The following is a 23,568-nucleotide window of genomic DNA, read 5'->3' on the forward strand; positions in this document are numbered from 1 at the left end:
TCATTTCTCAGGTAAAAGAGAAACGCGCCAATTTGCCTGAGAAATGACAGCACACTGCGCTCTTCGCTACCTCTTGGTCCAGGTTGTCCCTTGCCTGATCCACAAAGGGCCTTTGTTTGCACGCGCAATGCGCAGCGGCGTGTGAGGGGGATAGATGACGAGCTCGCCCCGAATTGTCGCCTTTCTGGCTGCTCCGCACGCCGGACACTGGAGTTTCTCCACTCCTGTCGCTCGAATCTGTGCCGACTGAAGCTCCACGACGGTCCCAGAAAAAGGACAGTTCTCCGCACTCCCTTTGTCTTGGGGTTCTCCCACCTCAAGGCGGACAGGCTGTTGTTTGCCAACACGAGACTTCTGCCTTGTTGGGATACGACAAGGATTCGTACAAAAATGGGCCATTTCGCTGAGGTGAGAGGAGTCCGTTCGTTTGTCATGCTCCGTCCATTTCCTCTCCCTGCTCCTGGGTCTTTTCTGGACCAAAGGACACCTGATAGGTCAGTGGCTTGGGGGGGAGTCCGATCCATATGAAGAAAGGCCAAAAAACGAGTTTTGACCCATATCCTGTCCGTTTTGACCCATATCCACGACCAGTAGTCCGTCATTTTCACAGAAAATGAGCCATGTGTTCGAGAAATGGACCACAGGACACCTTATGGGTCAAAGAAAGCGCTACACGCACAGATATGCGTCAAAACGAAGATTGGCCTGATTTGGTGAGGAGCGTCAAGCAAGGATGAGAGCCAGATGGTGGACAGCATATAGGCTCTTAGAAGGTGTGCAGAAAGCCGAAAACTAGCCGATAGAAAAGAGAAAGGAGAGAAAAAAGCCGAGCAAAGCTATCGAAAGGAGCGGGATGATGGGAAAGTACTCACTCTCTGCGGATGCCGTATCCATCAGATGTAACAGACGAAGAATGGGAGATTCTGGAGCCGTTGATTCCAGGAGAGAAGCCAGGCGGACGTCCGCAGGAAATTGCGCGGCGGGAAATCCTCAATGGCATCTTGTATGTGCTGCGGAGTGCGTGTGCCTGGCGCATGATGCCCCATGATTTGCCGCATTGGAGCACGGTGTATCTCTATTTCCGCCTGTGGAAACAGGCAGGCGTCTGGGAACACGTGAATGCAGCCCTGCGACGTGATCTGCGCGTAAGCCTTGGGCGCGATCCTGAACCGAGTGCCGCCATTCTCGATAGTCAATCGATCAAAACGAGTTCGGTGCGCGGTGATGAGCGCGGGTTTGATGGCGGGAAAAAAAATCCACGGCAGAAAACGGTTTGTGCTGGTTGACACCCAGGGGCTGGTGATCGCGGTGAAAGTGCTGAACGCTCACATCGATGAGCGGGAAGGAGGCAAGGTTCTGCTTCTGCCTCTGAAAGGAGCGCTGCCTCGTCTCCAGCTGATCTGGGTCGATAGCGGGTATGCAGGCCACCACGCGAGAGCAGTGGGTCAAAGAGCACCTGGGGGTACGTGTGGAGGTGGTGAATCATCCCTGGACCGGCATTCGCGCCGTCTGGGTGAAAGAAGGGGAGGAAGTCGACTGGAATGCGATCATTCCCCCAGGTTTCCACCTCCTTCCCCACCGATGGGTAGTGGAACGCACCAATGCCTGGATCACCCAGAACCGTCGGCTCTCCCGCGATTATGAGGGCACCTATTCGAGTAGCGAGGCATTGATCTATCTCGCGATGAGTAAACTGATGGTGGCCAGGCTGGCTCGCGCCGCTCCCTAACTGGTGTCATTCTGCACACCTTCTAAGGGAAATCGCCGAAATAACTTGACATCATAACTGGGAGATGTCATGCGAGCGGGCATGATGCAAGTCAGTCGAAGAGAAAAATATGAGCACATGCGTGAGATGCTCAATGAGAAGCAGTGGAGACACTATCTGGCCTTGGAAGCACAGGAGCGAGGGTCAGTGGCTCAAGTCGCACAAGAAGCACGGGTATCACAAAACACGATCCGGCGTGGCTTGCGAGAAGTTGAAGCAGGCGAACGCTATAACACGGGGGACCGACAGCGCGAGGAGGGGGGAGGACGCAAGCAAGCAGTGGAGAAGGATGCGAGTTTGCTGACCGATCTGGAAAGTTTACTGGAACCCAAGGGCGATCCGATGAGTCTGCTTAAGTGGACGACGAAGAGCGTGGCGCACCTGAAAGAGGCTTTGGAGCGAATGGGGCACGAGGTGGCTGAGACCACCATTCGACGGATTTTACGCGCGCGTGGCTACTCCCTGCGTGCCAAGAAGAAAAATATTGAGGGAACATCGCATCCTGATCGCGATGAGCAATTTGAGCACATCCGCACTACATGCCAGGAGTTTGAGCAGCACGGAAACCCGATTATTTCTGTGGACTGTAAGAAGAAAGAATTGCTGGGCCAGTTCAAGAACAATGGGGCCGAGTGGCAAGCGAAAGGGGAAGCGACCGAGGTGAATGTGTATGACTTTCTCTCGCTGGCCAATGGCAAAGCTATCCCTTATGGGATCTACGATCTGGTTCACAATCACGGATTCGTCAATGTAGGCATCGATCATGACACCGCTGAGTTTGCGGTAGAAAGTATCCGACGTTGGTGGCAGCAGCGGGGCAAAGCCCTCTATCCAGGGAAGAAGGCGCTCTTGATTACAGCCGATGGAGGAGGTTCCAACGGGGTCAGAAATCGCTTGTGGAAGAAGAAACTCCAAGAATTGGCTGATGAAGAACAGCTTGCCATCACGGTGGCGCATTACCCGCCTGCCACGAGCAAGTGGAAGAAGATTGAGCACCGGCTGTTTTCTTTCATTTCGATCAACTGGCGCGCCACACCCCTCACCTCCCTGGAAGTGGTGTTGGAGCTGATTTCTCATACGACCACCACCGAGGGCTTAACCGTCACAGCTCAGAAGGATAGCCAGACCTATCCGACAGGAACAAAAGTCACTGACAAGGAACTGGCAGCTTTGCGTCTTCTCAGGGACACGTTTCACGGTGAATGGAACTATACCATTCTCCCGCACGCTTTGCCCTCTTCTGATCAGCTTATTTAGGCGGGAGCCCTAAGAGGACCAATTCCTCGCCCCCGCGATCTCCGCATCGTGTGCGAAATCGGAAGGGTGAGGAATATCATACCTATTACTGACGAATATGAACGTCTTGTTTCATTCCTGCCTCATAATGCCCCGGGAGATAACAGGCAAACTCAGGTTGTGTTCCAGCGGTAGAAGATGGAAAGGTATACTCAAGCGTTTTGGTTTCCCCCAGATGAATCGTACCGATGCTCGCGAGCGCCATTTTGTCCATCTCATCCATTGACATACCGCTCATATTTCCCTGAGAAGAGGGCAGAATCATAAACTCATGGTCGGTCTTACCCGTATTCGTGACGGAAAATTGGTATGCCGTGCCTGGCTGAAACGCCGAAACAGACGTTTCTATCTTAAACTCAGAGAGGGTAACGTTCACTGTCTGCCCCTTCGAGGTGCTCGTTGTCTGTCCGCACCCAACCAGGATAAGAGCAAATGTCAGCAGCAGAAAAACGACGAGAAAACGTTTCATGCAAACTCCTTTAGGTTGTACTTTCTCTGTGAATGCACGCTTCAGAGAGAGGAACAATGCGCCTACGATTCGCAAGAGGCAGAAGAGAAAAGTACGGCTAGCGCGACGTATCCACGAGTTGAAGTAACTCTTGAACAATCGTGCCTTCATTGCCAGCCGTAACCCCTTCAGGAACACAGGTCCGCAAATGGCTTTCGAGGAGAAGCGTTTCGAACTTCTCAAGTGCCTTGCGTACGGCTTGGGTCTGATGTAAGATGTCGACACAATACTTGTCCTCTTCGACCATTTTACGAATACCACCCTAGTGCCCCTCAACATACCGAAGTCGGTGGCAAACTTCCTGCTTTTCAGCTCGCATAGAAATACCCTTTCTCTTTCTCCTTGGTCTCTTGCAACACAGAACCATGTGCGTTCTTCTCTATCCGCAACGAAAGCTCTAGCACTTCTGCTGTTTCCTTCTTCGTGGAGTCAAAGCTATCACTCGTGCAAACGGCAAGAGTGACCATGATCTGGAATGGAAGCGAAGGCAGAGCGTTGATGATCGAGGCGAAAAAACGCATCTTCCTAACGATCTAGCAACACCCATACCCACTGGGTATGGGTGTTTCCTTTGCACTATACTTCATCGGGATCATCGTTGTCAACCCCCTGCGGGGGGGTATAGTTGTTGGAGAGAAAGAAGGTTGCAAGCATACACTCTTCGTGAAAGAGCTTTGGCTTGATATTCAAGTGCGCACAACTGCTATTGAGGTATCTCCCGGATAACGAAATGGTAGGAATTAGAGCAATTTGCAATAATGACCTGATAAGGTAATAAATTGGGTGAGACCTCGACCGATTTCACAGCAGCGCACGGGAACGTCTTCTTGAGACGTTCCCGTGCGCTGCTGTGAAATCCTGCTTGCCATTGCACGGAATGGATCGTTCCATTCCACCGGTGAAACGTTCCATCAGGCGTTCGCCGGCTCGACCTCGTTGGTTTCAGTTGGTCCCTTCCTGTGCGTTGAAGAGGTCATTGCCCACCCAGTTGTAGTCATCGTCAGGCAAAGGTTGTGGCATGACGCCCACGTAGTTGTTCGCGTCGTTAATGCTCCCCTGTCCGGCATACTTCGTCTGCTCAGGGTAGGGGAACACGGGAAATGTTCTGACTACCTGTCCAGGACTGCCTGGGCCACCGGTGGTTTGGGAGGCAACGATCTTCTCCGGAGCAATTCCCAGCTCTACCCAGGTCACCATCGACGCGATCATATCGGCATCGGACAGGCTCGGCCCGTACCCACCGTTACAGTGATACATGCTGGGGACCATGAAGAGCCGGGCGAATTGTTGCACCTGCTGCAAGCCGCCCATACGATCCTGCACCGCGTCGTAGTAGGCGGTGGTGCCGAACGGTGGGATCGCCTGGTCGGCCCAGCCCTGCCAGATGAGCAACTTGCCACCATGCGCCCGGAACGCGCTGAGGTCCGCATTGGTGGCGTTGTAGATCTCGCCCATCGGACGCAGCGCGTTGAAGCCGGCGATCGTGAACTGCCAGTCCTGCAAGGAGGGACCCACCTTGCCCACCTGGAATGCCATGTACTTGAGATAGTTCTCCGCCAACGCCTGAGCCTCGGGTACAGGGCCCTGTTTGGGGTCGTCCGGTGGCGCCATAATCCATCTAGCCCACGCGAGTTCGGACCCATAGGGTTCGCCGCCGATGTAGAGATGACGCCCTTGCGCGTCGACCGGGCCCTCGTACAGCTTGCGCACCGTCTCGACCTGAGCAGGGGTCAGGCAGGTAGATGTGTCTGTTCCGCTGGGGCATTGGAGGCTTTCGGGATCGAAATGACAGGTACGCGGGTCATCGATCAGGCCGTCAACGCCAGCACAGGCTTACATCACTGCGGCATGCAGCGCGGGCAGTTTGTCCGCCGTCAAGATCTGATGGCCCTGAGCATCCAGGTTGGCGCGCGCGTACCAGACCTGGACCTCTGCGACCAGTGGGGCCATGATGTTAGCCGGGGCCCCAGCGATGATGCCATCAAAATCGCCTGGATAGCGCTGCGCCTCCTGGAGTGCCTCCTGCCCGCCACTTGAGCAGCCATCGAAGTACGAGTAGCTAGGTGGCTGGCCGTAGAAGGTCGTGATGATCGCTTTGGTTGCCTGGGCCAGCGCGTGCTCTGAGAGAGAGCCAAATTCGAGGCGCAGTTGTAGATCGTCGAGGGCCCAGGCACCATCTGTATCCTTGGCACCGAGATGTCCCGCGTTTTCAATAGCGAGAGCGAAGTCCCCTCCTAACTGGGCATCACAGGACGGAAAGAAGTTGTGAGGGATGAAGCCACAGAAGCCACCGCAGCCCTCTTGCAGATAGCGCCCTTGATAGGTGGTGGTCGGCAGCTTCAGGTCGAACTGCGTCTGCGGCGAAATATAGCCGTTGACATCGCAGTATTCTGGTGTGGTGGACGTCGCCGTCACCACCGTCGCCCAAAAAATCCTGGTTGGCGCGTCAGGCACGCTGCCAAAGTCGTGCTGCGCAAGCTGGTCGCAGGAGATCACCGGAGCAATGATGGGAAGCGTGGAGGTGGTCCGGGCGTGGATCACGGAGGAGGATCGCGCAGCAAGGCTGCTGCCCACACCACTCCCCAGGATGCTGACGAGCAGAGCCATCGTCAGGGCGAGGATACCGACGAGGCGAGTATGGGTCAAGACGAATCGTTGGAGTTGGTTCAAATCTGGAACTCCTTTTCTTCCTCTCAGGAATGAAGCCATAAACACTTATCTTTTCTGCTTTGTGGGAAATGCGAGGATAACCATATCCATCAGCCGGACAGTCTAGGCTGCCTGGCACTCACAATAGAGAGCAGCCACCACGGTTGTCGCGACGATGATGAAAATATCGCCGCTACCAGAATATTCCTGCCTCTGTTGCGTATAAGATTTTTGAGCGCGTCTTGAGAATATACACTTGATCCCTCCTTGAACAATTGGCGAGTGTGCCAGCCATGTTTACTTGGTTCTAAGGATAAGGGGCGAGTGTTTAATGAATGTTTAATCGTCAAAAAATTGACCATTGGGTTTTCCCAATGGCCAATGATCATGTTCTTATTCTTCCATCAGATTTCTTATTCAGATTTCAGCGCAATTGAAAATGTAGTGAGCCCCAGATTACTTTGAGCGGAAATTTTTCCTCCTGCACGTTCTACAATAGATTTAGCGATGGAAAGCCCTAATCCGAAGCCACCGCTGTCCTTTGAGCGGGAAGAATCCGGTCGGTAAAATCTGTCAAATATGCGCGGTACATCTTCTGGTGGGATTCCCTTGCCAGTATTCTTTACACGAAAAATCGCATGTTGCTTCAATTTTTGCAAGGTAACATGTATGTCGCCATTTTCATCAGTATATTTCGCGGCATTGTCGAGCAAGATAAGCACCGCTTGCTTGATTCTCTCCATGTCGCCTCTGACCGAAACGTCTTTTTCAATTTCCGTGGAAAGACGTCTGTTTTTCTCGTACATGATGGCTTCCATGGAGGCGACAGCGGTTTCGCAGACGATGCTCAAATCAAAAGTCATCAATTTTTCTTTTGCGTCCTCTGCTTTCGCAAGATATAGCAGGTCGCCCACCAACCTGCCCATTCGTGATACTTCCGAGCGGATAGAGGAAATCCACTCCTTCTGGCTGTTCACGGTTTCCTCCCCGCTGGCTTCTATGGCGTCTATGTTCGCGCTGATAATCGCCAGCGGCGTTTTCAGTTCGTGGGAAGCGTCCGCGACAAACTGCTTTTGCCTTTTTGTGCTTTCCTCGATGGGACGGATGGAGAGGTTGGCGAAACACAGGCTGAGCAAAAAGACAACGCCCACCACAATCACCCAAACAATGGAAAACGTCATGAAAAGTTGTGTCAGTGATTGGCTTGAATCGGTGATATCGATGAAAGAAATCTTATAATCGAGATTCTCTGGATTGGGCGGCGGTTCTCTGCCTACGTCTGTCTTATCAACATTTTCGATGTTTGTAATACGATACTGCCATATTCGCCCTTCAATTGCTATGGTTCCCCCCAGCTTGTGTGGATTCCAGATGTTTTTCAAAACGGTCTGATATTCGGAATCCGGCATGTCCAGATACGATAACTTATCTACCAGGCGTCCATTGTTATCCACGTAGAGGATAAAAGCTTGCGCAAAGTTAATCGTGCTGCTCCTTGCAAACTTTTCGTTGTTTGTAGACGATGCGAAGGGAAGCGAAGCAAGTTCGTCAAGCCGTTTGCCTTGCTCCTGCTGCACATTCGTGTATGTGCTGAGATAAACGACCGCAAAGGCAATCAGCAGGACAAGAGCAATCACTGTTGTGAGCAAGGTAAGCAGTCTGTTCCGCAGTTTTTTTAGCATATTCATTGATTTCCCTCTCCCGTGAAGAGAACGTAGCCCGCTCCACGAACGTTCTTAATGCCTACAACAGATTGGAGCAGCGCCAGCTTTTTCCGCAGAAATGCCACATGCACACGTACATGGCTATCCTCGGCTTCTGTGTCATAGCCCCACAGTTTTTCGATAATCAAGTTCGGTGAGAGAAGCGTCCCTTTGTTCCTGATAAGGAGTTCCAAAAGCTGGCTTTCTTTCAGAGTTAAATGAAAAGAATTGCCTTTGCAATACAGATTCAATGTATGAGGGTTGAGCTCGATGTCCTCAAAGCGCAGCAAACCGTCGGGGAGGAATTGACCTTTTCGCCGCCCCAATGCCCGTAGCCTCGCCAGCAGTTCCTCCGCCTGAAAAGGCTTTGGCAAATAATCATCCGCGCCGCTGTCCAGGCCTTCTACTTTATCTTCTAAATCACCTTTGGCAGTCAGAAGAATCACCGGAGTTTCCCTTCCCTTTCGGCGCAGTTCTCGCAAAACGCTGATACCGTCTTTTTGGGGAAGCAGAATATCTAAGATGATGATGTCATATAAATCGGTGAGCGCCATGTCAAGACCGCTTTCTCCGTCGTAGCATACATCCACGCTATAGTTGTTTTTTTTCAGCACTTGCGCAATGGCTCTTGCCATATATTTTTCATCTTCCACATACAGGATTTTCATTCGTGTATTTCCTCGCTTTCCGGCTTTCCAGACCATTGGAACAGTGAAACATTTAATGAGTGCTCAATTGTTACGTCTTTTTAACCGTGCATCTCAAAGCCCTCCCGCAATTGTGGGGATAACCCCTACCTTGCCGAACCGTACAACACGCGAAGAAAGGGTTCAACAGTTCCCTCGTTTTGAAGAGCAGCGTCCTGTAACTGCTGAGAGAGATTTTCATTGAGTGTGAGTGTCACTTTTGTCTTGCCGTCTCCCCCTTTTAGGAATGGAGTTCAGAGGAGGTTCCTCTGCGTAGGCGTTTTGTCGCAACTGTTCAACTCGCGTGGAGAGTTGCTCAAGAGTTGGTAGGCTATAAATTCTCGTGGTATCGAGAGAAGTATGCCCCAAGAGACTGGCCAGTCCCACGAGATCGCCGGGATGTTCTGCCAGATAGTTGCGTGCGAAGGTGTGTCGCAAGGTATGCGCACTTGTCTGGGCTGGCACCAGCCCACGCGTAGCTGTATCGCGGACGAGCACATCAATCATCTGTCGCATGGCCGAAGTGGTGAGGATGCCTTTTTTCTGGCTCAGCCAGAGGGGAATGGTGGGGCTATCAGATGAATAAGCTGGCCAGTGGCGTGCGACAGCTTTCACGGTTGGATCACAGTTCAAACGAGAAGCCATGTACTCGGCCAAGGCTTGACGTACTGAAGCATTAAGGGGAACCATACATGCCTTATTGCCTTTGCCTTGTCGGATCGTGACCCGTCCGCTTCGCTCGCCCAATTCGATGTCGTCGAGCGTGAGTTGGCTGCACTCATCCAGACGGATACCTGTCTGTAAGAGCACCTGGACAATGGCATAGTTGCGCAAGGGATCGCGAGAGGTACGAGCTTGACGCAAGAGAGCATTGACCTGAGCGTCATCCAGACCCTCACGAGAAGAGACCTCCTGCCGACCAACCAACTTGAGGTGTCTCGCCGGGTTGGTCTCCAGGTAGTGCTCTTCCGTGAGCCAGGCGCAAAAGGCTCGTAAAGCACTGATCTGTCCATTCACGGTACTGGTGGCCCGACGTTGGGTACGTTGCAGGTCATTGCGGTACCCGACCAGGGTGATGGGCGTGAGCGTTGCAAAGGTGAGTGAACGTTGCTCACAGCATTCATACCAGACGAGGAAACCCTCCACTGCGCTTCTGTAGCGACGAATGGTGCCTCTGGCACGATCGTTGGCTTGTAATTCCTCAAGCCAGTACGGTAAGACTTCTTCAGGAGAGAGAGGGATGATCGCCATAGTCGTTATGGGTTTTTACCCGTTTCTGTTTTTTCGCCTGTTTTTTTCTGGCGTTAGCAGTATAGCATGATGATGGCGTTGAGCATAAGGGGTTGGTGTATTTTGGGAAGAAATAGGTGAAAATATGGGTTTGCGCCTGTTTTTTGGTCCTCTCAGTATACTGAACGGTGATGTCTCCATATATGCGCATATATGGATTATAAAGGTTACAAGTAGACAGAGAGGATGCAGATGACATCGATTGATCGTACCGCCTACCCAGGTTTTTTCCGTGCACCGCAACCCAAAGAACTGATCGAACTGTACACCCCAACGCCAGCAGACGTGGCCTTCGTGAGCATGATAGCTCGTGGCCCCAACCAGAAATTCGCTCTGATGATTTTGTTGAAAGTCTTTCAAAAGCTGGGCTACTTTCCGGCTCCGAAGCTTATCCCAGGGGCCATCATCAGTCATATCCGAGGGGAGATGGAGCTTCCCAAAGATCTGGTGCCAGATATTACGCCGCGTACCCTCTACAAATATCATGCCGCTATTCGCACGCACCTCAAGATCAACGGAGATATCAAGCATATTCGTCATGTGGCCCTCAAAGCCATCAGCGAGGTGGTTCTGGTCATGGACGATCCCGCTGATCTGATCAATGTAGCCATCGAAACACTGGTCAAAGAGAATTGTGAACTTCCAGCGTTCAGTACACTTGATCTTCTGGTTCGCCGCCTCCGCAACCTCGCACACCAGCGGATCTTTCAAACGGTGCTTTCACGGCTCACCGAAGCGGAACAAGCACTATTAGAGAAGTTAGTTGAGACCAATCCGACCGGGTATTTCACCGAGTTTAATCGCTTGCGAGAAGCTCCTAAAAGCGCAACCCTGACCCATCTGGAGAACTGGACGACGCGACTCACCTGGTTACTTTCGCTGGGCAATATGGCGCGACTCCTGGAAGATCTTGCTCCTGCCAAAATCACCCACTTCGCAGCGGAGGCCCGCGCGCTTCACGCGGACGACCTGCGCGACTTCACGCTTCCCAAACGGTTGACCCTTCTGGTTTGCCTCATTCATCAGGAAACCATCTCCACGCGCGATGAAATTGCCGACATGTTTTTGAAACGGATGAGTAAACTGCATGATCGTGCCAGGGAAGAATTAGAGCGCTTGCGGGCGAGCGAGCGAAAAATCACCGAGCACCTAGTCGAAGTGCTGGCGGATCTGCTCCAAACCACCACCGAAACGGAGGACGATGCGAAGGTTGGGAGCCTCGTGCGCGAGGTCTTTCAGCGAGAAGGGGGCATCGCCGCGCTTCAAGAGCAATGTGAGCAAGTGAGCGCTCATCACGGCAATCGGTATCAACCGTTCCTCTGGCGTTTCTACGCCAGTCACCGGAAAGCGCTCTTTCAGGTGCTCAAGGTGCTCGACATTCACGCAACAACAGCAGATCATTCATTAATGAATGCGGTGACGTTCATTCTGGAACATGAACATGACCCGAAGAAATATCTCGAAGCTACCATCGACCTCTCCTTTGCGAACGGAGACTGGCTCCGAACGGTTCAGAAGCGACGGAGAGGGAAAGACTGGTTTATCCGCCAGCACCTGGAAACCTGTGTCCTGACGTATGTGGCAACAGAACTCAAAACCGGAGATCTGTGCATTCGTGGCTCGGAGCAGTTTGCTGACTATCGCGATCAGCTCCTGAGCTGGGAAGCATGCGAGCCGCAGGTGGCTGAATATTGTCAGCAACTGGGCTTTGAAACGTCTGCACAGGGCTTTGTCGAAAATCTCAAGCGCTGGCTGACAGAGGTTGCTCTGGAGGTTGATCGCACGAAGCCAGAGAATCAAGAATTAGTGATTACCGAGAAAGGGGAGCCGATGCTGAAGAAGCCTCTGCGCAAAACGGCGCCGAGGAGCTTTGCCAAACTGGAAACGGCGGTCGCCGAACGCATGCCGGAATCTCATGTTCTCGATGTCTTGTGCCGGATTGATTACTGGACCAAGTGGACACGCCATCTCGGCCCACTCTCGGGTGCCGATCCGAAAATGGAAGATGCGCGGGCACGCCATATCCTGACCGCGTTTGCGTATGCCAGCCACCTGGGACCGTATCAACTGGCCCGCCATTTCCATGGAGAGATTACCGGGGACATGTTGGCGACCATCAACCGTCGGCATGTTACGGTCGAGAAACTCGAAGCCGCTATCCGGGACATTATTAACCGTTTTAACCGCTGTCCTCTTCCTCGCTGTTGGGGCACAGGAAAACGAGTTGCCGCCGATGGAACACAGTACGACCTGGCCGAAGAAAATTTGCTGGCGGAGAAACATATTCGCTACGGGGGATTTGGAGGCATTGCCTATCATCATGTGAGTGACATGTATATCCTGCTTTTCTCCCACTTTATCGCGTGCGGAGTCTGGGAGGCAGTACACATCATTGATGGGTTAATGAAAAACCAGTCGGATATCCAACCAGATACAATTCATGCAGACACTCAGGGCCAGAACCTCCCCGTCTTCGCGCTCTCGCATCTCTTAGGAATCAAGCTGATGCCTCGTATCCGCAACTGGAAAGACCTCAAGTTCTACCGTCCCAGCAAAGATACCCACTACCAACATATCGAGTCGCTCTTTTGCGAAGAGGCCATCGATTGGGAACTGATTCAAACTCACTGGCAGGATCTGCTGCGTGTTGTCCTCTCGATGAAAGCGGGCAAGGTCTTGCCCTCGATGCTGCTGCGCAAATTAACCAGTTACAGCCGAAAAAATCGCCTCTACCAGGCATTCCGCGAGCTGGGATGCGTCATTCGCACGGTCTTCTTGTTACAATATATCTCTGATGCCAAACTCCGCGAAATCATTCAGCAAACCACGAACAAAATGGAACAATTTAACGCCTTCAGTAAGTGGCTCTCTTTCGGCAATGATGGCAAAATCAACGCGCTTACCACAGAAGAAAGCGAGAAACACATTAAATATGTTGTTATGTAGACACTTCTCTACATCCTAAAGATATTCATGCTCGTAGTGATGGCCATTTTTTCGGAATTGTAGGATCTGCATGCTTTTCAGGCCAAACAGCCACCTGATAATGATCTTCTCCCTCTAAACCATCTGGACTTAGCGTATCCAGCCCACCGTAATAGATACGAACCCGATAGCAGCCAGGTGAGACTGGAAGCCGCTTTGCATCAGGAAAGTAGTCCATGCACCCAGCAATCACAATCTGACCAGAGGGTGCATCCAGACTTGCCTCTGCCACATGATCCCAAGCGCTGAAATCGTCGTTTGGTCGACCATCCAGAAGATCGACACGGAGTGGGACATCCATATTCCGTACTGTAGCGACGCCAACGATCCCAGGCTCCACCGCGATCATCTGCGTGGTTAATTGTTCTCCCCAATCGTCGGGCGTGTCTAGTTCTGCCTGTTCATCCTGCAGATAGAACTGGTGATATTCAGCCCACACCGAGAGCGTGAATGAGATACGTGGCGTCGCTTCTGATGGAGCCATGGGTCTATCCTCTCATAGTGTAATGTTTGTGCTTTGTTCATCATTGTAGTCAGTGGCCTCTGGCCCGTCAAGCGGTTCGCCAAGATCAGTAAGCAATTGCTCAAGACGTCGAATCGTGCATTGGTGCCGTTCGACCTCGCGTTGCCATCCATGCTTCATAGCGTCTTCAATAAGATCTTGTTCGACTCGGTGGCGATGGCGCAGCCTCGGTGCGTATGCAGGCGAGGTCACAAACTTGGCGCAGGTCAGATAGAGATCGCACTCACAGGGACCTTCTTGGGGAAGGCGCAGGCATCTGCCGAGCTCTAGCTCAGTCTTGAGCCAATTTGACTTGAGCCAGTCGACTGATGAGGCCGGTAACTCGCCAGATTTGAGGGTCTCAGCAAAGGGTCCTGCAAGAGTTGCGCCGGGGCCTAGAACCGCTTGGTAATCTTTGAGGACCTCTCGATCACTAATTTGTGCATACACCATAGACATGCTCGCCGATGTATGACCAAGCACTTTCATGATGGTGTGGAGCCTGGCCCCCTTTTCTGCTAATTGGGTGCCCACTGTATGCCTGAATCGATGAGCCGTCACAGTTGGCTTTCCCTGCTTGGTGACCAGTCCAGCTGTTTCGCATGCCAGTCGCAGTGCACTGCCGAAGAGATAGGTATCTGAATAGAGTTTACCGATTCGCATGAAAAGATACTGAGTCTCAACGCCAGTGTGTTCATCAGAGAGGCCACGTTGACCACGGTGGAGTGCTTGAAGTTCTCGAATGGCCGAGGCAGCCTCCTCATGTAAAGGAATGAGACGCTCTCGCTTTGTTTTTCCCACAGGGATGTGGAGCCTGGCTGTCCCGTCTGGATAGCGGTCTAAGCAGTTGAGCGCAAGGCGACGAATCTCACCGCGCCTCGCTCCACTCCATCGGGCAATGAGCAGGGCAGCGCGTTGGTAAGGACAGTCAAGTTGATGAACAGCTTGCATGAGCCGTTCCAGCTCTTCTTCGGGAATGTAGCGAGGAACTCGCTCTGGGAGTTTGGGCAGATCCCCAACACTCAACAGTGAACGCCCTGGTGTCTCTTCCCATCCCCAGGTAGCGGTATCACTGAAGAAACGAGAGAGCTTGGAGAGACGGCCGCGTTTGGTATTGGTGGCAAGCGGCTTTCCTCCTCGCGTTGTTGCGCCATGATCAAGGAAGTTTGCATACTCCAGGAGATGATCGCGGGTGACCAAAGCCCAGGATTCAACAAAAGGATGGGTTTCTGCAAGCCATCCAATGAAGCGACGAAGCGCTAGCTCCAGACCTTGGATCGTGCCTGGTCGATCAGTGAGCTGCCTGGCAGCAATATAGCGCTTTGCCACAGCTTCCATGCCTGGCTTCAAGGTAGGTCGGTGGGCATAGAGCGGCATGATGACCCGTGGCTCAATCTCGGATTGTCCTCGATGATACAAAATGACATGAAATTTGTAGAGCACGGCCGTCCACGCTGCCTGTGCTTTCCGGTATCTCTGCGGTGAGCCGAAAAACGAGGAGACATCTTCCCGCGTGCCAAAACGCTTGACGGCGTCGATGAGTGCCTGACAGTGACGATCATTCAAAGCCTCGAGAGGAAGAAACACTTCATGCAGCAGCAGATGTGTGATCACCCAGTTCATCCGTTGCTGAGAACTTCGAGGGCTGTAGCCAAGATGAACCCCTTCATCGATGAGTTGTTGCATCGCCATCGCCAAGCCAGTTTCTTGCAGCAATGGCTCCAGGTGAATAGTTGGCACGGCGATCAGCCAATCCCAGTCCAACGTGGCGTATCCTCGTGAGACCAGGAAATACAGATAGGGACGAGCTCGATAAGATACCCGGTTACACCATTCTCGTGGGCCGGTTCCATAGAGCCGACCTACCCGCTCCACTAAGGGAGCCTCAAACCACATTTGGAGATCTGGATAAGCCTGGAGAAACTGAGCGTAGCAGCTCTGATGAAAGTACTCGGTCTCCAGATTGGGGTAGTGACGCCGAACAAACGCATGATATTCCTCAGCCGGCGCATGGCGCGGCGCACCTCCTGGCTGGTGGGAAAGAAGCGATGTCATTGGCTCTCTCCTTTCCCCAGAGCTCGTTGATATTCTACAACCATCATCGGATCAGATACCTGGGTATACATCCGTGTTGATTCTGGCGAAGCATGTCCCAAGCGTTTCTGCAAGGCTAACTCTCGCATGCCTCCTTCCCACATGCGTGTAGCATGGGTATGTCGGAGGGCATGAGGCGTGACCCACGGCTCTCGAATGCTAAGCCGCTCGCAGTGGCGTTCAAATAACTTGACCAGCGCGTGATAGCCCAGCGGCTCTAAACGACGTTTTCCCTGACCACCTACCAGAAACACCAGAGAACTCTCTCCTTCTTGGGGACGCTCTTGCATCACATAAGTACTCAGTGTCAGGAGCGTTTCCGGTTCGTACAAATCGACGACGCGCTCACGCCGCGATTTGGTACGCACTCCCTTCGGATGATCATCGCGATACCGAACGATCACACGCCTTTTCCCATACTGGATATCCTCCAGATGTAAATTGAGGATCTCGCCTGGTCTCAACCCCCCTTGCAGCATGAGCAAGATCATGGCCTTGTCCCGGCAATTTCGTAGTGAACCCAGCAGAGCAGTAATTTGCTCCTCACTCATCGGGCGTGGAACCCGGCTGATCGTTTTGACTCGGACTACGCGACGAATGGGGCGTTGCTGGCTGGCATGTCCCATGAAAGGCTGATGGCGCGTCGGCACTCGCGCAGTTACAGGATCATCGGTTTTCTGTATCGGATTCTCCCTGCCAGACAATCGCCCAGAAAGGATGAGATATTCATAGAACGAAGAAACTGCAGCGAGAATACGATTAATACTGGAAGCAGAAAGATGAGTAGCAGGCTGGCTGGCCTCGGTCGTACACAGGACAAGGCCCAGTCGTTGAACCTGTTTCCGATTCGGGACGGCGCGCAGATAAGCCAACAAGTCGAGTGCATGGATTGGAGTGAAGTCAAGGTAGGTCAACTGCTGCTGTTCGAGAAAAGACATGAAGTGAAGCAGATCGTAGGCGTAGGCGGCCTGCGTATTTGGCGAAAAACCGCGAGCGTGTAAATGGCGCATGAAGCCGGAGACGGCTTCGATAGGCTGATCGTTTCCATCTAAAAGTTGATACGACACTTCGGAGCAGTCATTCTGCTTCGTTCGTTGGACTTTCATGAAACATTCCTCCTTCATCTCTAGAACACCTGATCTTAGTAAAAGAAACGAGGCGTTCGTGGGTTTTGGGAGAAGTGTCTACATAACATTGTAGCGAACACGTTTTTGCATCTCTTCAGGGTCGTTCTCGGCCATCAGTCCACCCGACGCAAAACGAATCCATTCACAAAGCTGGTTGTAGCGTTCCGCGATATTCGTGGTCTTGGTGATCTGCTCACGTAAGGGGATATCGGAAATGTACCGGAGCAAAAAGATGGTGCGGACAACTCTTCCTAACTCTCGAAACGCCTGGTAGAGACGATTTTTCCGACTCTCATGGCCCAGCTTGCGCAGCAAAATCGAGGGTTGCAGCTTTCCGACACGAACGGAGAGCGCTACCTGCATCAGATCCGTCCAGTGCGTCTCCAGCAAGACCCAATCGATGGTATCTTTAAACAGGATATCGATATGCTTGTAGACGGTCTCTTTCTTCGGACGGTAGAATTTGAGGTCTTTCCAGTGGCGAATTCGAGGCATGAGTTCAATTCCAAACAAATAGGAGAGGGCAAAAAGAGCGGTTGATTGTCCCTGGGTATCCGAGTGAATCACTTTCGGTTGGATAGCAGACGTATTGCCGATCAAGGCATCGATCAAAAAATTCCCCTCCCACATGCCGCAATTCAAAAAGTGGGAGTATAAGGCAATATAAAGAGAAGAGACAACATGATAGGCAATACCACCATAGGACCCATAGCGGATATGATAGGAAGACACCAGGTTGTTCTCAGAGAGATCTACCTGCGTTCCATCAGCCGCTGCTACATTTTCATCTCCCCAGCATTTCGGCAGATCATATTGGGCGTAGCGGTTGATCAGGTCAGCCTTGGCTGCCTCCAGTTTGTCCAGGGTGATATGACGGCGGTTCACAAAGGTAATTTCATGTTCGCTCACGATCCTGCGCATATGTTTGGCCATTTGAGCGGCCCCCATATTGGTACCGTAGGCAAACGACGTGATGACATAGCGCTCGTCAGGATGCGCTAGCTTGGGGTCGGAGCCAGAGATCGGTCCAAAATGCCTCGTCCAGTGAATCTCTTCATTGGTATCCCAGAGCACATCGAGGACCGATCGATCAGGCATATGATGACGCAGGGCTTCTTGCAGCGCCACTCGACTGGCTGGCACAGCTTTTGCTTTGAGCCGTTTGAGCACTGGTTCTCCTTTGGCCGTGATTTCCAGCGATTTGTTCCCAGGGAACGCTGCGTCTACCTGAGCGGCTACCTCCGTCAAGCGTTCACGCAACTGGGCCACAAACGTGTGGGCATCGGAAGGAAGGCCCACTTCCTGACAATACTCTGCAATTTGTGGCTCACACATTGCCCAGGGCAGCAACTGCGCGCGATAATCAGCGAAGCGTTCTGATCCCTCGACCGCCAGATCCCCAGATTTCAATTCGTCGGCGACGGCAGCAAAGATGCAGACCTCCATACACCGTCGCACCAGTTTTGTGCGCTTTTTGCGTTTGACTCGAATCAGGCGTTGCCAGACCTCAGAGGCAAAAGAAAGATCAAGTGTGTCTGGCACAAAGAGACTGCGACGGTTTTCCTGCGTGAGCATGAAGTTCAGGGAGGTAATGAGCACTTGATCTTGCGTGGTCGAACGAATGGGAAGGGAACGAACAAGCTGGAAGAGCGCTCTGCGATGGCTCTTATAGAAGGACCACATCAAGGGTTGGTATTCATCGGTGAGTGAGGCTGCAACCTGTTGACATTGCTCTAAGAGCTGTTCTTGACCACCTCGCTTCTCCAGGATCTCTCGCAGATGACGGCCTACCGTTGCATCGTCCTGCTCTTTGTCTTCCACCGCTGTTTCCACCACATGCGTGAGCGTTTCGACAAGCTGGGCCGTGGTCGCGGCTTGGGCATCTCGCGCCAGTTGGAGCGCTTCTTTGGCCCGCACCTGGATAGTAGACATGCGCTTGACAAACATATCAATCAGATCATCCTGCGTACTCATCTGCGTCTGTCTGATGAGACAGGCAAGCAGGGTGAGACGCTTGGCTGGGGCATACTCCTGAAGTTCGCTGGCATCCAGGGCGCGAGCCTCTGCGGCAAAATGTTTGATGATGGCAGGAGGAATATCCTTGAGCAGGGGTTCCATCACCCCCAGTTCCATGAGCCAGGCCAGGCGATCTTGCCATACTTTCAAGTGTGAGAGGGTTGGACTTGGCGGAACGAGTTTGATCTGAGAGAAAACAGAGCGATGCGAGGGAAGTTGCACCTCAAAGAGTGCTTCCAGGCCATGTTGGATGTCAGAGGTCATACGGCGCTGCACCAATCGGCAGATCCGTCCATAGACCAGTGTGCGAATTCTTCCGGTAAGACGATCCAGGGTACTAAAGGCGGGCATTTCGTAGCGCTGTTTGATGAGTTCTTCCAGGGCCGCGTTGATCATATCCGCCGGGTTGTCCATCGTGCGCACCGCACGCAGGAGGGTGCGGAGGATAACCCGGCGTGCTTCTTTGCCATAGGGGAGGATCTGGTAGTACTCGCGCACCACCTGATGATGCCGATACAGCGTCCGATCATGGTCATATCCAGGTACCACCTCTGCGGGAAGATTGAGCGCTTGACGAACATGGTCTACCAGTGGAGCAGGAATATCACTCAGCGCGGGAAAATAGCCCAGACACGGAAAGAGCTTGATCCAGAGCATGAGGTTCAACTGGTTTTGCGCCGTTCGAGTCATCGCGCTGACAAAGCGGCGTTCTTCTTCCGTTGGGGTATAGGCTTCAATCAGTTCTTTGGTAGAGTAACTCCGTTTCATCCGACGATAAATCGTTCGCTCAAGAGCGGTCATAGTCAAACTCCCTTGCCACATGATCTGTATATCTTTATCTTTCGGCGTCATGTACTGCCGCTAAGATAGCTTATTGACACCAACAGACGCAACTGGCCGGGACGTTTGTCTGTCAAGGCCGTTGGTGACAGTTTTTTTCATCTGCTCAAGTTTTTTGCCCTGTTCTATTGAGTGACCCCATATTCCCGCAGCGGCGCGCGCGCAGTCCCAAAGGCTCAGAGACGCGCATGGGACTGGCCTCCCTCTTTGGCACCTGGATGGCCCAACAACCTCAATCCTTTTCAGCAGTGCTTGGCGTGGCTTTTCTCTCCATCTTCCTTGGGCTAAGTCTGAACAGTATCCGGCAGATCCAACAGTTGACGAACTACCGCTTAGGAGCTTATGATTACTTTCCGATGTGGTAACCTGACTTGTTCTTGAGCTTGCAAGTCGGCAGCGGCAAGAACCGGCAACGCTCCTTTCTCGACATTTGGAACGGCACCAAGCCGTTCTTTCTTCGTGTTCGTAAAGCCAGAAACTATCTCAAGTATGCTGAGGAAAGGGATTGGCCACCTGACCAAGCGGAATTTCCGGCAATCCTGGCAGTATGCGAGGACACTCAAACTCAGAAGGAACTGAAGCGGCAGATCAAGCACGCACTCAATGACAGCGATGCGGACGAAACTCTCTTTGCCACGACGACACGGCAACAACGGACCACTCAAAGCAAACCAGCTGAACGGATATGGCTTAGGGTTGGGTGGGACGGGGTAGCGAAGGGGGCTACGTTTGCGTCCTTCTTTGTTAATCCGTAAGTGCGAAGCACTTGGGGATGCGGGCTCCTTTCAAGGAAACTATGGTACGCCCTATTGAGTTTGTCAGCTTCTTGTAAGGTTTCTCTCGGTACACTAGATGTATGAGATTACTGATTGTTGAGGATAATCATAAGATCGCGAACGTCGTACGCGACGTATTAATGGCTGAATCGTTTGCCGTTGATGTCTGTTACGACGGGGAGGGCTGTCTGTACTAATAATCTGGCTGTTTCTTCTTCTCTGTCCATTTTTCCTCAAACCCGTTTACTATTCGTTGCTCTTCCCTGTTGCTTCCTGGGCCTTGAGAGGCTGGTTGCGTTGGCATGGCATCGTATTTGATTTGCGCTGGTCAGGCCTAGTGCTCTGTCAAAGCAAAACTGACAGGCAAAAATGATGAGGTATTCTTGTGTTTATCCCAGGACTCAGCCGGGAGACATTGATCTCATTCTGCGGGTCATGTAGTAAATTGGATGAAACTCCGACCGAATTCAAGGTGAAACCGAGAAAATCAGCGCGAAACCCAGGAATCATCCACAATGCAAGTTGAACGATGGCTCTGTAGGTGGCTCGTGACACGCATCATCTGTAAATTCCAGGTCTAGTGATCGGGGAATTCCCGTCTTTTCTGGCCGAAAGGGAAAGCATGCGTGCCAAATGTCAAACCTTCAGACCCTTTCATGTATGGGCTGATGCATGTAAAGCTCGCAATACTTGTGGTGCTGACTATCCGAATTGACAAAAATGAAGTTGAACGATCTGCTTGTGGAGCAGTTTTACCAAGTCCTAATTGGTCAATTCCTTAGTTTCACCACTACAGTTGCACTTAATAAACTGAACAATAGATCTGCAAATGAATACGGAACTTCATGATTATGCTTCGCCATCAGAGAGAAGAAGACCTGAAATACGGCTCAATTCTTTACAAGAGAGCTATAAATGGTATGCTTAAGAGTAAAGTGAACAAGGTAAAATTGATAGAATAGATGCTCAGAAGAGCGGGCATTGTCTTGCTTCATCATAAAGGCAAAGAAGAAGACCCATCAAAAAAGGATTCACGTATGAGAATAGTCGTAGTTAGACATGGGCAAGATGAACATGGCTATCGCGGAGGTTGGAGCCAACGAGGATTAACTGAGGAGGGAAAGATGCAGAGTCAGTTGCTTGCAAAACATCTCAGCAACTCCTGGCAACCACTCAAGTTCCTCATCAGTAGTGACTTGAGACGTGCTAGGGAGACAGCAGAATACATTAGCCAAGAAATGGAGTTGCCCATCCACAGTTCACCGCTTTGGCGTGAGATGAATAATGGTGAGCTTGCTGGTATGCCAAATTCTCTGGCAGAGCAATTGTATCCAGGACTTTTTGCATCTTCCTTAGAAATGGATGAACCCTATCCTCATGGCGAAAGCCCTCGACAGTTCTTCCAACGTATTACGCACGCATTTGAAGGGCTGTGCGAAAAGATGATCACACTGCAAATTTCTTCAGAAATCATTGTGGTCACACATGGTGGAGTAATCACTATTCTCTCGTACTTTTTGAATGGTTCTGTATGGAGTAACAAAGAGCCGGCCATTCCCACCAATGCGGCCAGTATTCATGAAATTTCCTATCAAGAAGGTAAATGGCTCTTTACGACCCAAAATCATATCGACCATTTGAGCATCAAAGGATAAGGTGGCTTTTTCATTTTTTCCTTCTCTTGAACTAACAAAGATAAACACACATAAATGAAGCTTCATGAACTTCCCCTCATGTGAGACACTAGAGATGAAATACAACTGAAAACGATCTCTATGGAAGGAGAAGTTCATGATGCAAGACCCGTATACCATGCTGTCTGGAAGCAAAACGACCTCCACTGATATCTGCCGATGGGCGCAAGCTCTTTTTCTATTGCACGAGCGCATTGCAGCACGCTTCGCTCGTCCAGAGCCACGTCGTCGTGTCCTCTTGTATCTGCAAGGGATCCTGAGTGAAATCTCTCGAAAAAACGGCTGGCAATTGGCTGAACATGCTGGAGAAGCTCGCCCTGATGGCATGCAACGCCTGCTCTCGCAAGCCGTCTGGGACACTGATGGCGTGCGCGATGATTTGCGTACGTATGTGCTTGAACAACTGGGCTTGCAGTCGGCTATCCTGGTCATCGACGAAAGCTGCTTTCCCAAGCGAGGCAAAAAATCAGCTGGTGTTGGTTTGCAGTATTGCGGAACCACGGGCCGGGTCGAGAATTGTCAGGTCGGAGTCTTTCTTGATGATAAGTGGAATTGAAAACAATTGCCACTTATCTCCTAATATGTGGATTTGACGCTCGATTCCTCTGCCATTTTTCCAGGGAACGAGGGTCAATTCCACATATTCTCGTATGTGACGGCCAAAGGACATACTCTGATTGATCGTGAACTGTATCTGCCCTTAGACTGGTGTGAGGATCGCGATCGGTGTCGAGCCGCAGGCATCCCGGACTCAGTTCGCTTCCAGACAAAGCCACAACTGGCTCAAAAGATGATCGAGCGGATTTTCCAGGCTCAGATCCCCATTTCCTGGGTCGTGGCTGATACGGTCTACGGTGGCAATCTGGACCTGCGTACCTGGTTGGAAGCGCATGGGTATCCCTATGTGATGGCTGTGGCTTGCAATGAACCTGTCGGATTCCAGACACCGACCGGACGGAGACGCGAAGAGGCAGCATTGGTCGAAGCGTCCGTCCTTCACGATGGGAACTGGCAGCGCCTGTCAATGAGCGAAGGCACCAAAGGCCCCAGACTTTTCGACTGGGCAATCATCCCTATGCTGCACCAGTGGGAGGATGATGGAAAACATTGGTTGCTCATTCGTCGTAGCCTCGCTGATCCCAAAGAGAAAGCGTACTACTTTGTCTTTGCCCCGCAAGGAACCACCCTGCCAGCAATGGTCAAGGCCATTGGCGCCAGATGGCGTGTTGAGGAAAATTTTGAAAACGGCAAAGATCTCGGCATGGACCACTACGAAGTGCGGAGCTTCATCGGTTGGTACCGGCACATTACACTCGTGCTGTTGGCTCTTGCTTACCTTGCAGGAATTTGCGCAGCAGAGCGTTTCCCCACTGGTCATCCTACGACTTCTGCGTCTGCTACCCAACCTCCCGTACTTCCCCTGACCATTCCTGAAGTGCGCCATTTGCTTGCATGGCTTATCTGGCCTTTGTCTTCGTCCACACGCCGGGTGCTTGCCTGGTCGTGGTGGCGTCGTTGCCACCAAAGCACGGCGAGCTACTACCACATCAAACGTCGTTTGAAGGCCGGCTAATCCTGGCTGATTCCTACTCTCTTGGCTTTGCCCTGGCGCGTGTCATTTCCTAGACACGCGC

The 23,568-nt window shown here is 51.9% G+C and carries 13 protein-coding genes and 3 pseudogenes; 6 read left to right on the forward strand and 10 right to left on the reverse strand.

The window, feature by feature from the left end; genetic code table 11:
* The first annotated feature begins 881 nt into the window (after positions 1–881).
* A pseudogene (locus KRAC_RS69845) lies at positions 882–1,729 on the forward strand (IS5 family transposase).
* A gap of 69 nt (positions 1,730–1,798) precedes the next feature.
* The gene (locus tag KRAC_RS49735) at positions 1,799–3,025 is read left to right on the forward strand and encodes an ISAzo13 family transposase (protein WP_007920358.1); all 1,227 of its coding nucleotides are present in this window, start codon (positions 1,799–1,801) and stop codon (positions 3,023–3,025) included.
* An 85-nt stretch (positions 3,026–3,110) separates the two neighbouring features.
* Here KRAC_RS49735 and KRAC_RS49740 read toward each other — a convergent pair whose 3' ends face one another.
* From KRAC_RS49740 to KRAC_RS49765, 6 genes and pseudogenes are all read right to left on the reverse strand, one after another.
* Positions 3,111–3,533 carry a cupredoxin domain-containing protein gene (locus KRAC_RS49740; RefSeq protein ID WP_007920359.1) on the reverse strand — a complete coding sequence of 141 codons (423 nt, stop codon included), beginning with the start codon at positions 3,531–3,533 and terminating at the stop codon, positions 3,111–3,113.
* 97 nt (positions 3,534–3,630) lie between these two features.
* Entirely contained in the window at positions 3,631–3,819 is a 189-nt protein-coding gene (locus KRAC_RS64140; protein WP_052569265.1) for a metal-sensing transcriptional repressor, read from the reverse strand.
* Positions 3,820–4,514: 695 nt separating this feature from the next.
* A pseudogene (locus KRAC_RS77440) lies at positions 4,515–6,281 on the reverse strand (tannase/feruloyl esterase family alpha/beta hydrolase).
* A 353-nt stretch (positions 6,282–6,634) separates the two neighbouring features.
* Entirely contained in the window at positions 6,635–7,909 is a 1,275-nt protein-coding gene (locus tag KRAC_RS49755) for a sensor histidine kinase (RefSeq protein ID WP_007920362.1), read from the reverse strand.
* A complete protein-coding gene (locus KRAC_RS49760) occupies positions 7,906–8,592 on the reverse strand; it encodes a response regulator transcription factor (RefSeq protein ID WP_007920364.1) in 687 nt (228 codons plus the stop codon). Before KRAC_RS49760 ends, KRAC_RS49755 begins: the two co-directional genes overlap by 4 nt.
* Positions 8,593–8,808: 216 nt before the next feature.
* Positions 8,809–9,861, reverse strand: a complete 1,053-nt coding sequence (locus tag KRAC_RS49765; protein WP_007920366.1) for a tyrosine-type recombinase/integrase — start codon at positions 9,859–9,861, stop codon at positions 8,809–8,811.
* Positions 9,862–10,092: 231 nt separating this feature from the next.
* Between KRAC_RS49765 and KRAC_RS49770 the strand changes: the two genes are divergently transcribed.
* Positions 10,093–12,846 (forward strand): Tn3 family transposase, encoded by a 2,754-nt coding sequence (locus tag KRAC_RS49770; protein WP_007920368.1) that lies wholly within the window; start codon positions 10,093–10,095, stop codon positions 12,844–12,846.
* A gap of 25 nt (positions 12,847–12,871) precedes the next feature.
* Here KRAC_RS49770 and KRAC_RS49775 read toward each other — a convergent pair whose 3' ends face one another.
* From KRAC_RS49775 to KRAC_RS49790, 4 genes are all read right to left on the reverse strand, one after another.
* Positions 12,872–13,369 carry a hypothetical protein gene (locus tag KRAC_RS49775; RefSeq protein ID WP_007920369.1) on the reverse strand — a complete coding sequence of 166 codons (498 nt, stop codon included), beginning with the start codon at positions 13,367–13,369 and terminating at the stop codon, positions 12,872–12,874.
* A 12-nt stretch (positions 13,370–13,381) separates the two neighbouring features.
* Positions 13,382–15,442, reverse strand: coding sequence for a tyrosine-type recombinase/integrase (locus KRAC_RS68010; protein WP_007920370.1), 2,061 nt, complete (start codon positions 15,440–15,442; stop codon positions 13,382–13,384).
* A complete protein-coding gene (locus KRAC_RS49785; RefSeq protein WP_007920371.1) occupies positions 15,439–16,587 on the reverse strand; it encodes a tyrosine-type recombinase/integrase in 1,149 nt (382 codons plus the stop codon). Before KRAC_RS49785 ends, KRAC_RS68010 begins: the two co-directional genes overlap by 4 nt.
* A gap of 78 nt (positions 16,588–16,665) precedes the next feature.
* Entirely contained in the window at positions 16,666–19,425 is a 2,760-nt protein-coding gene (locus KRAC_RS49790) for a Tn3 family transposase (protein WP_007920372.1), read from the reverse strand.
* Between the two features lie 227 nt (positions 19,426–19,652).
* Between KRAC_RS49790 and KRAC_RS72980 the strand changes: the two genes are divergently transcribed.
* The 3 genes and pseudogenes from KRAC_RS72980 to KRAC_RS77445 all read left to right on the forward strand — a co-directional run bounded on the left by KRAC_RS72980 (position 19,653) and on the right by KRAC_RS77445 (position 23,507).
* Positions 19,653–19,829, forward strand: a complete 177-nt coding sequence (locus KRAC_RS72980; RefSeq protein ID WP_157508038.1) for a hypothetical protein — start codon at positions 19,653–19,655, stop codon at positions 19,827–19,829.
* 1,397 nt (positions 19,830–21,226) lie between these two features.
* Positions 21,227–21,895, forward strand: coding sequence for a histidine phosphatase family protein (locus KRAC_RS49800; RefSeq protein WP_157508043.1), 669 nt, complete (start codon positions 21,227–21,229; stop codon positions 21,893–21,895).
* 157 nt (positions 21,896–22,052) lie between these two features.
* Positions 22,053–23,507: pseudogene (locus KRAC_RS77445) on the forward strand (IS701 family transposase).
* Positions 23,508–23,568: the final 61 nt, after the last annotated feature.

It is taken from the genome of Ktedonobacter racemifer DSM 44963, assembly GCF_000178855.1.
Lineage (GTDB): Bacteria > Chloroflexota > Ktedonobacteria > Ktedonobacterales > Ktedonobacteraceae > Ktedonobacter > Ktedonobacter racemifer.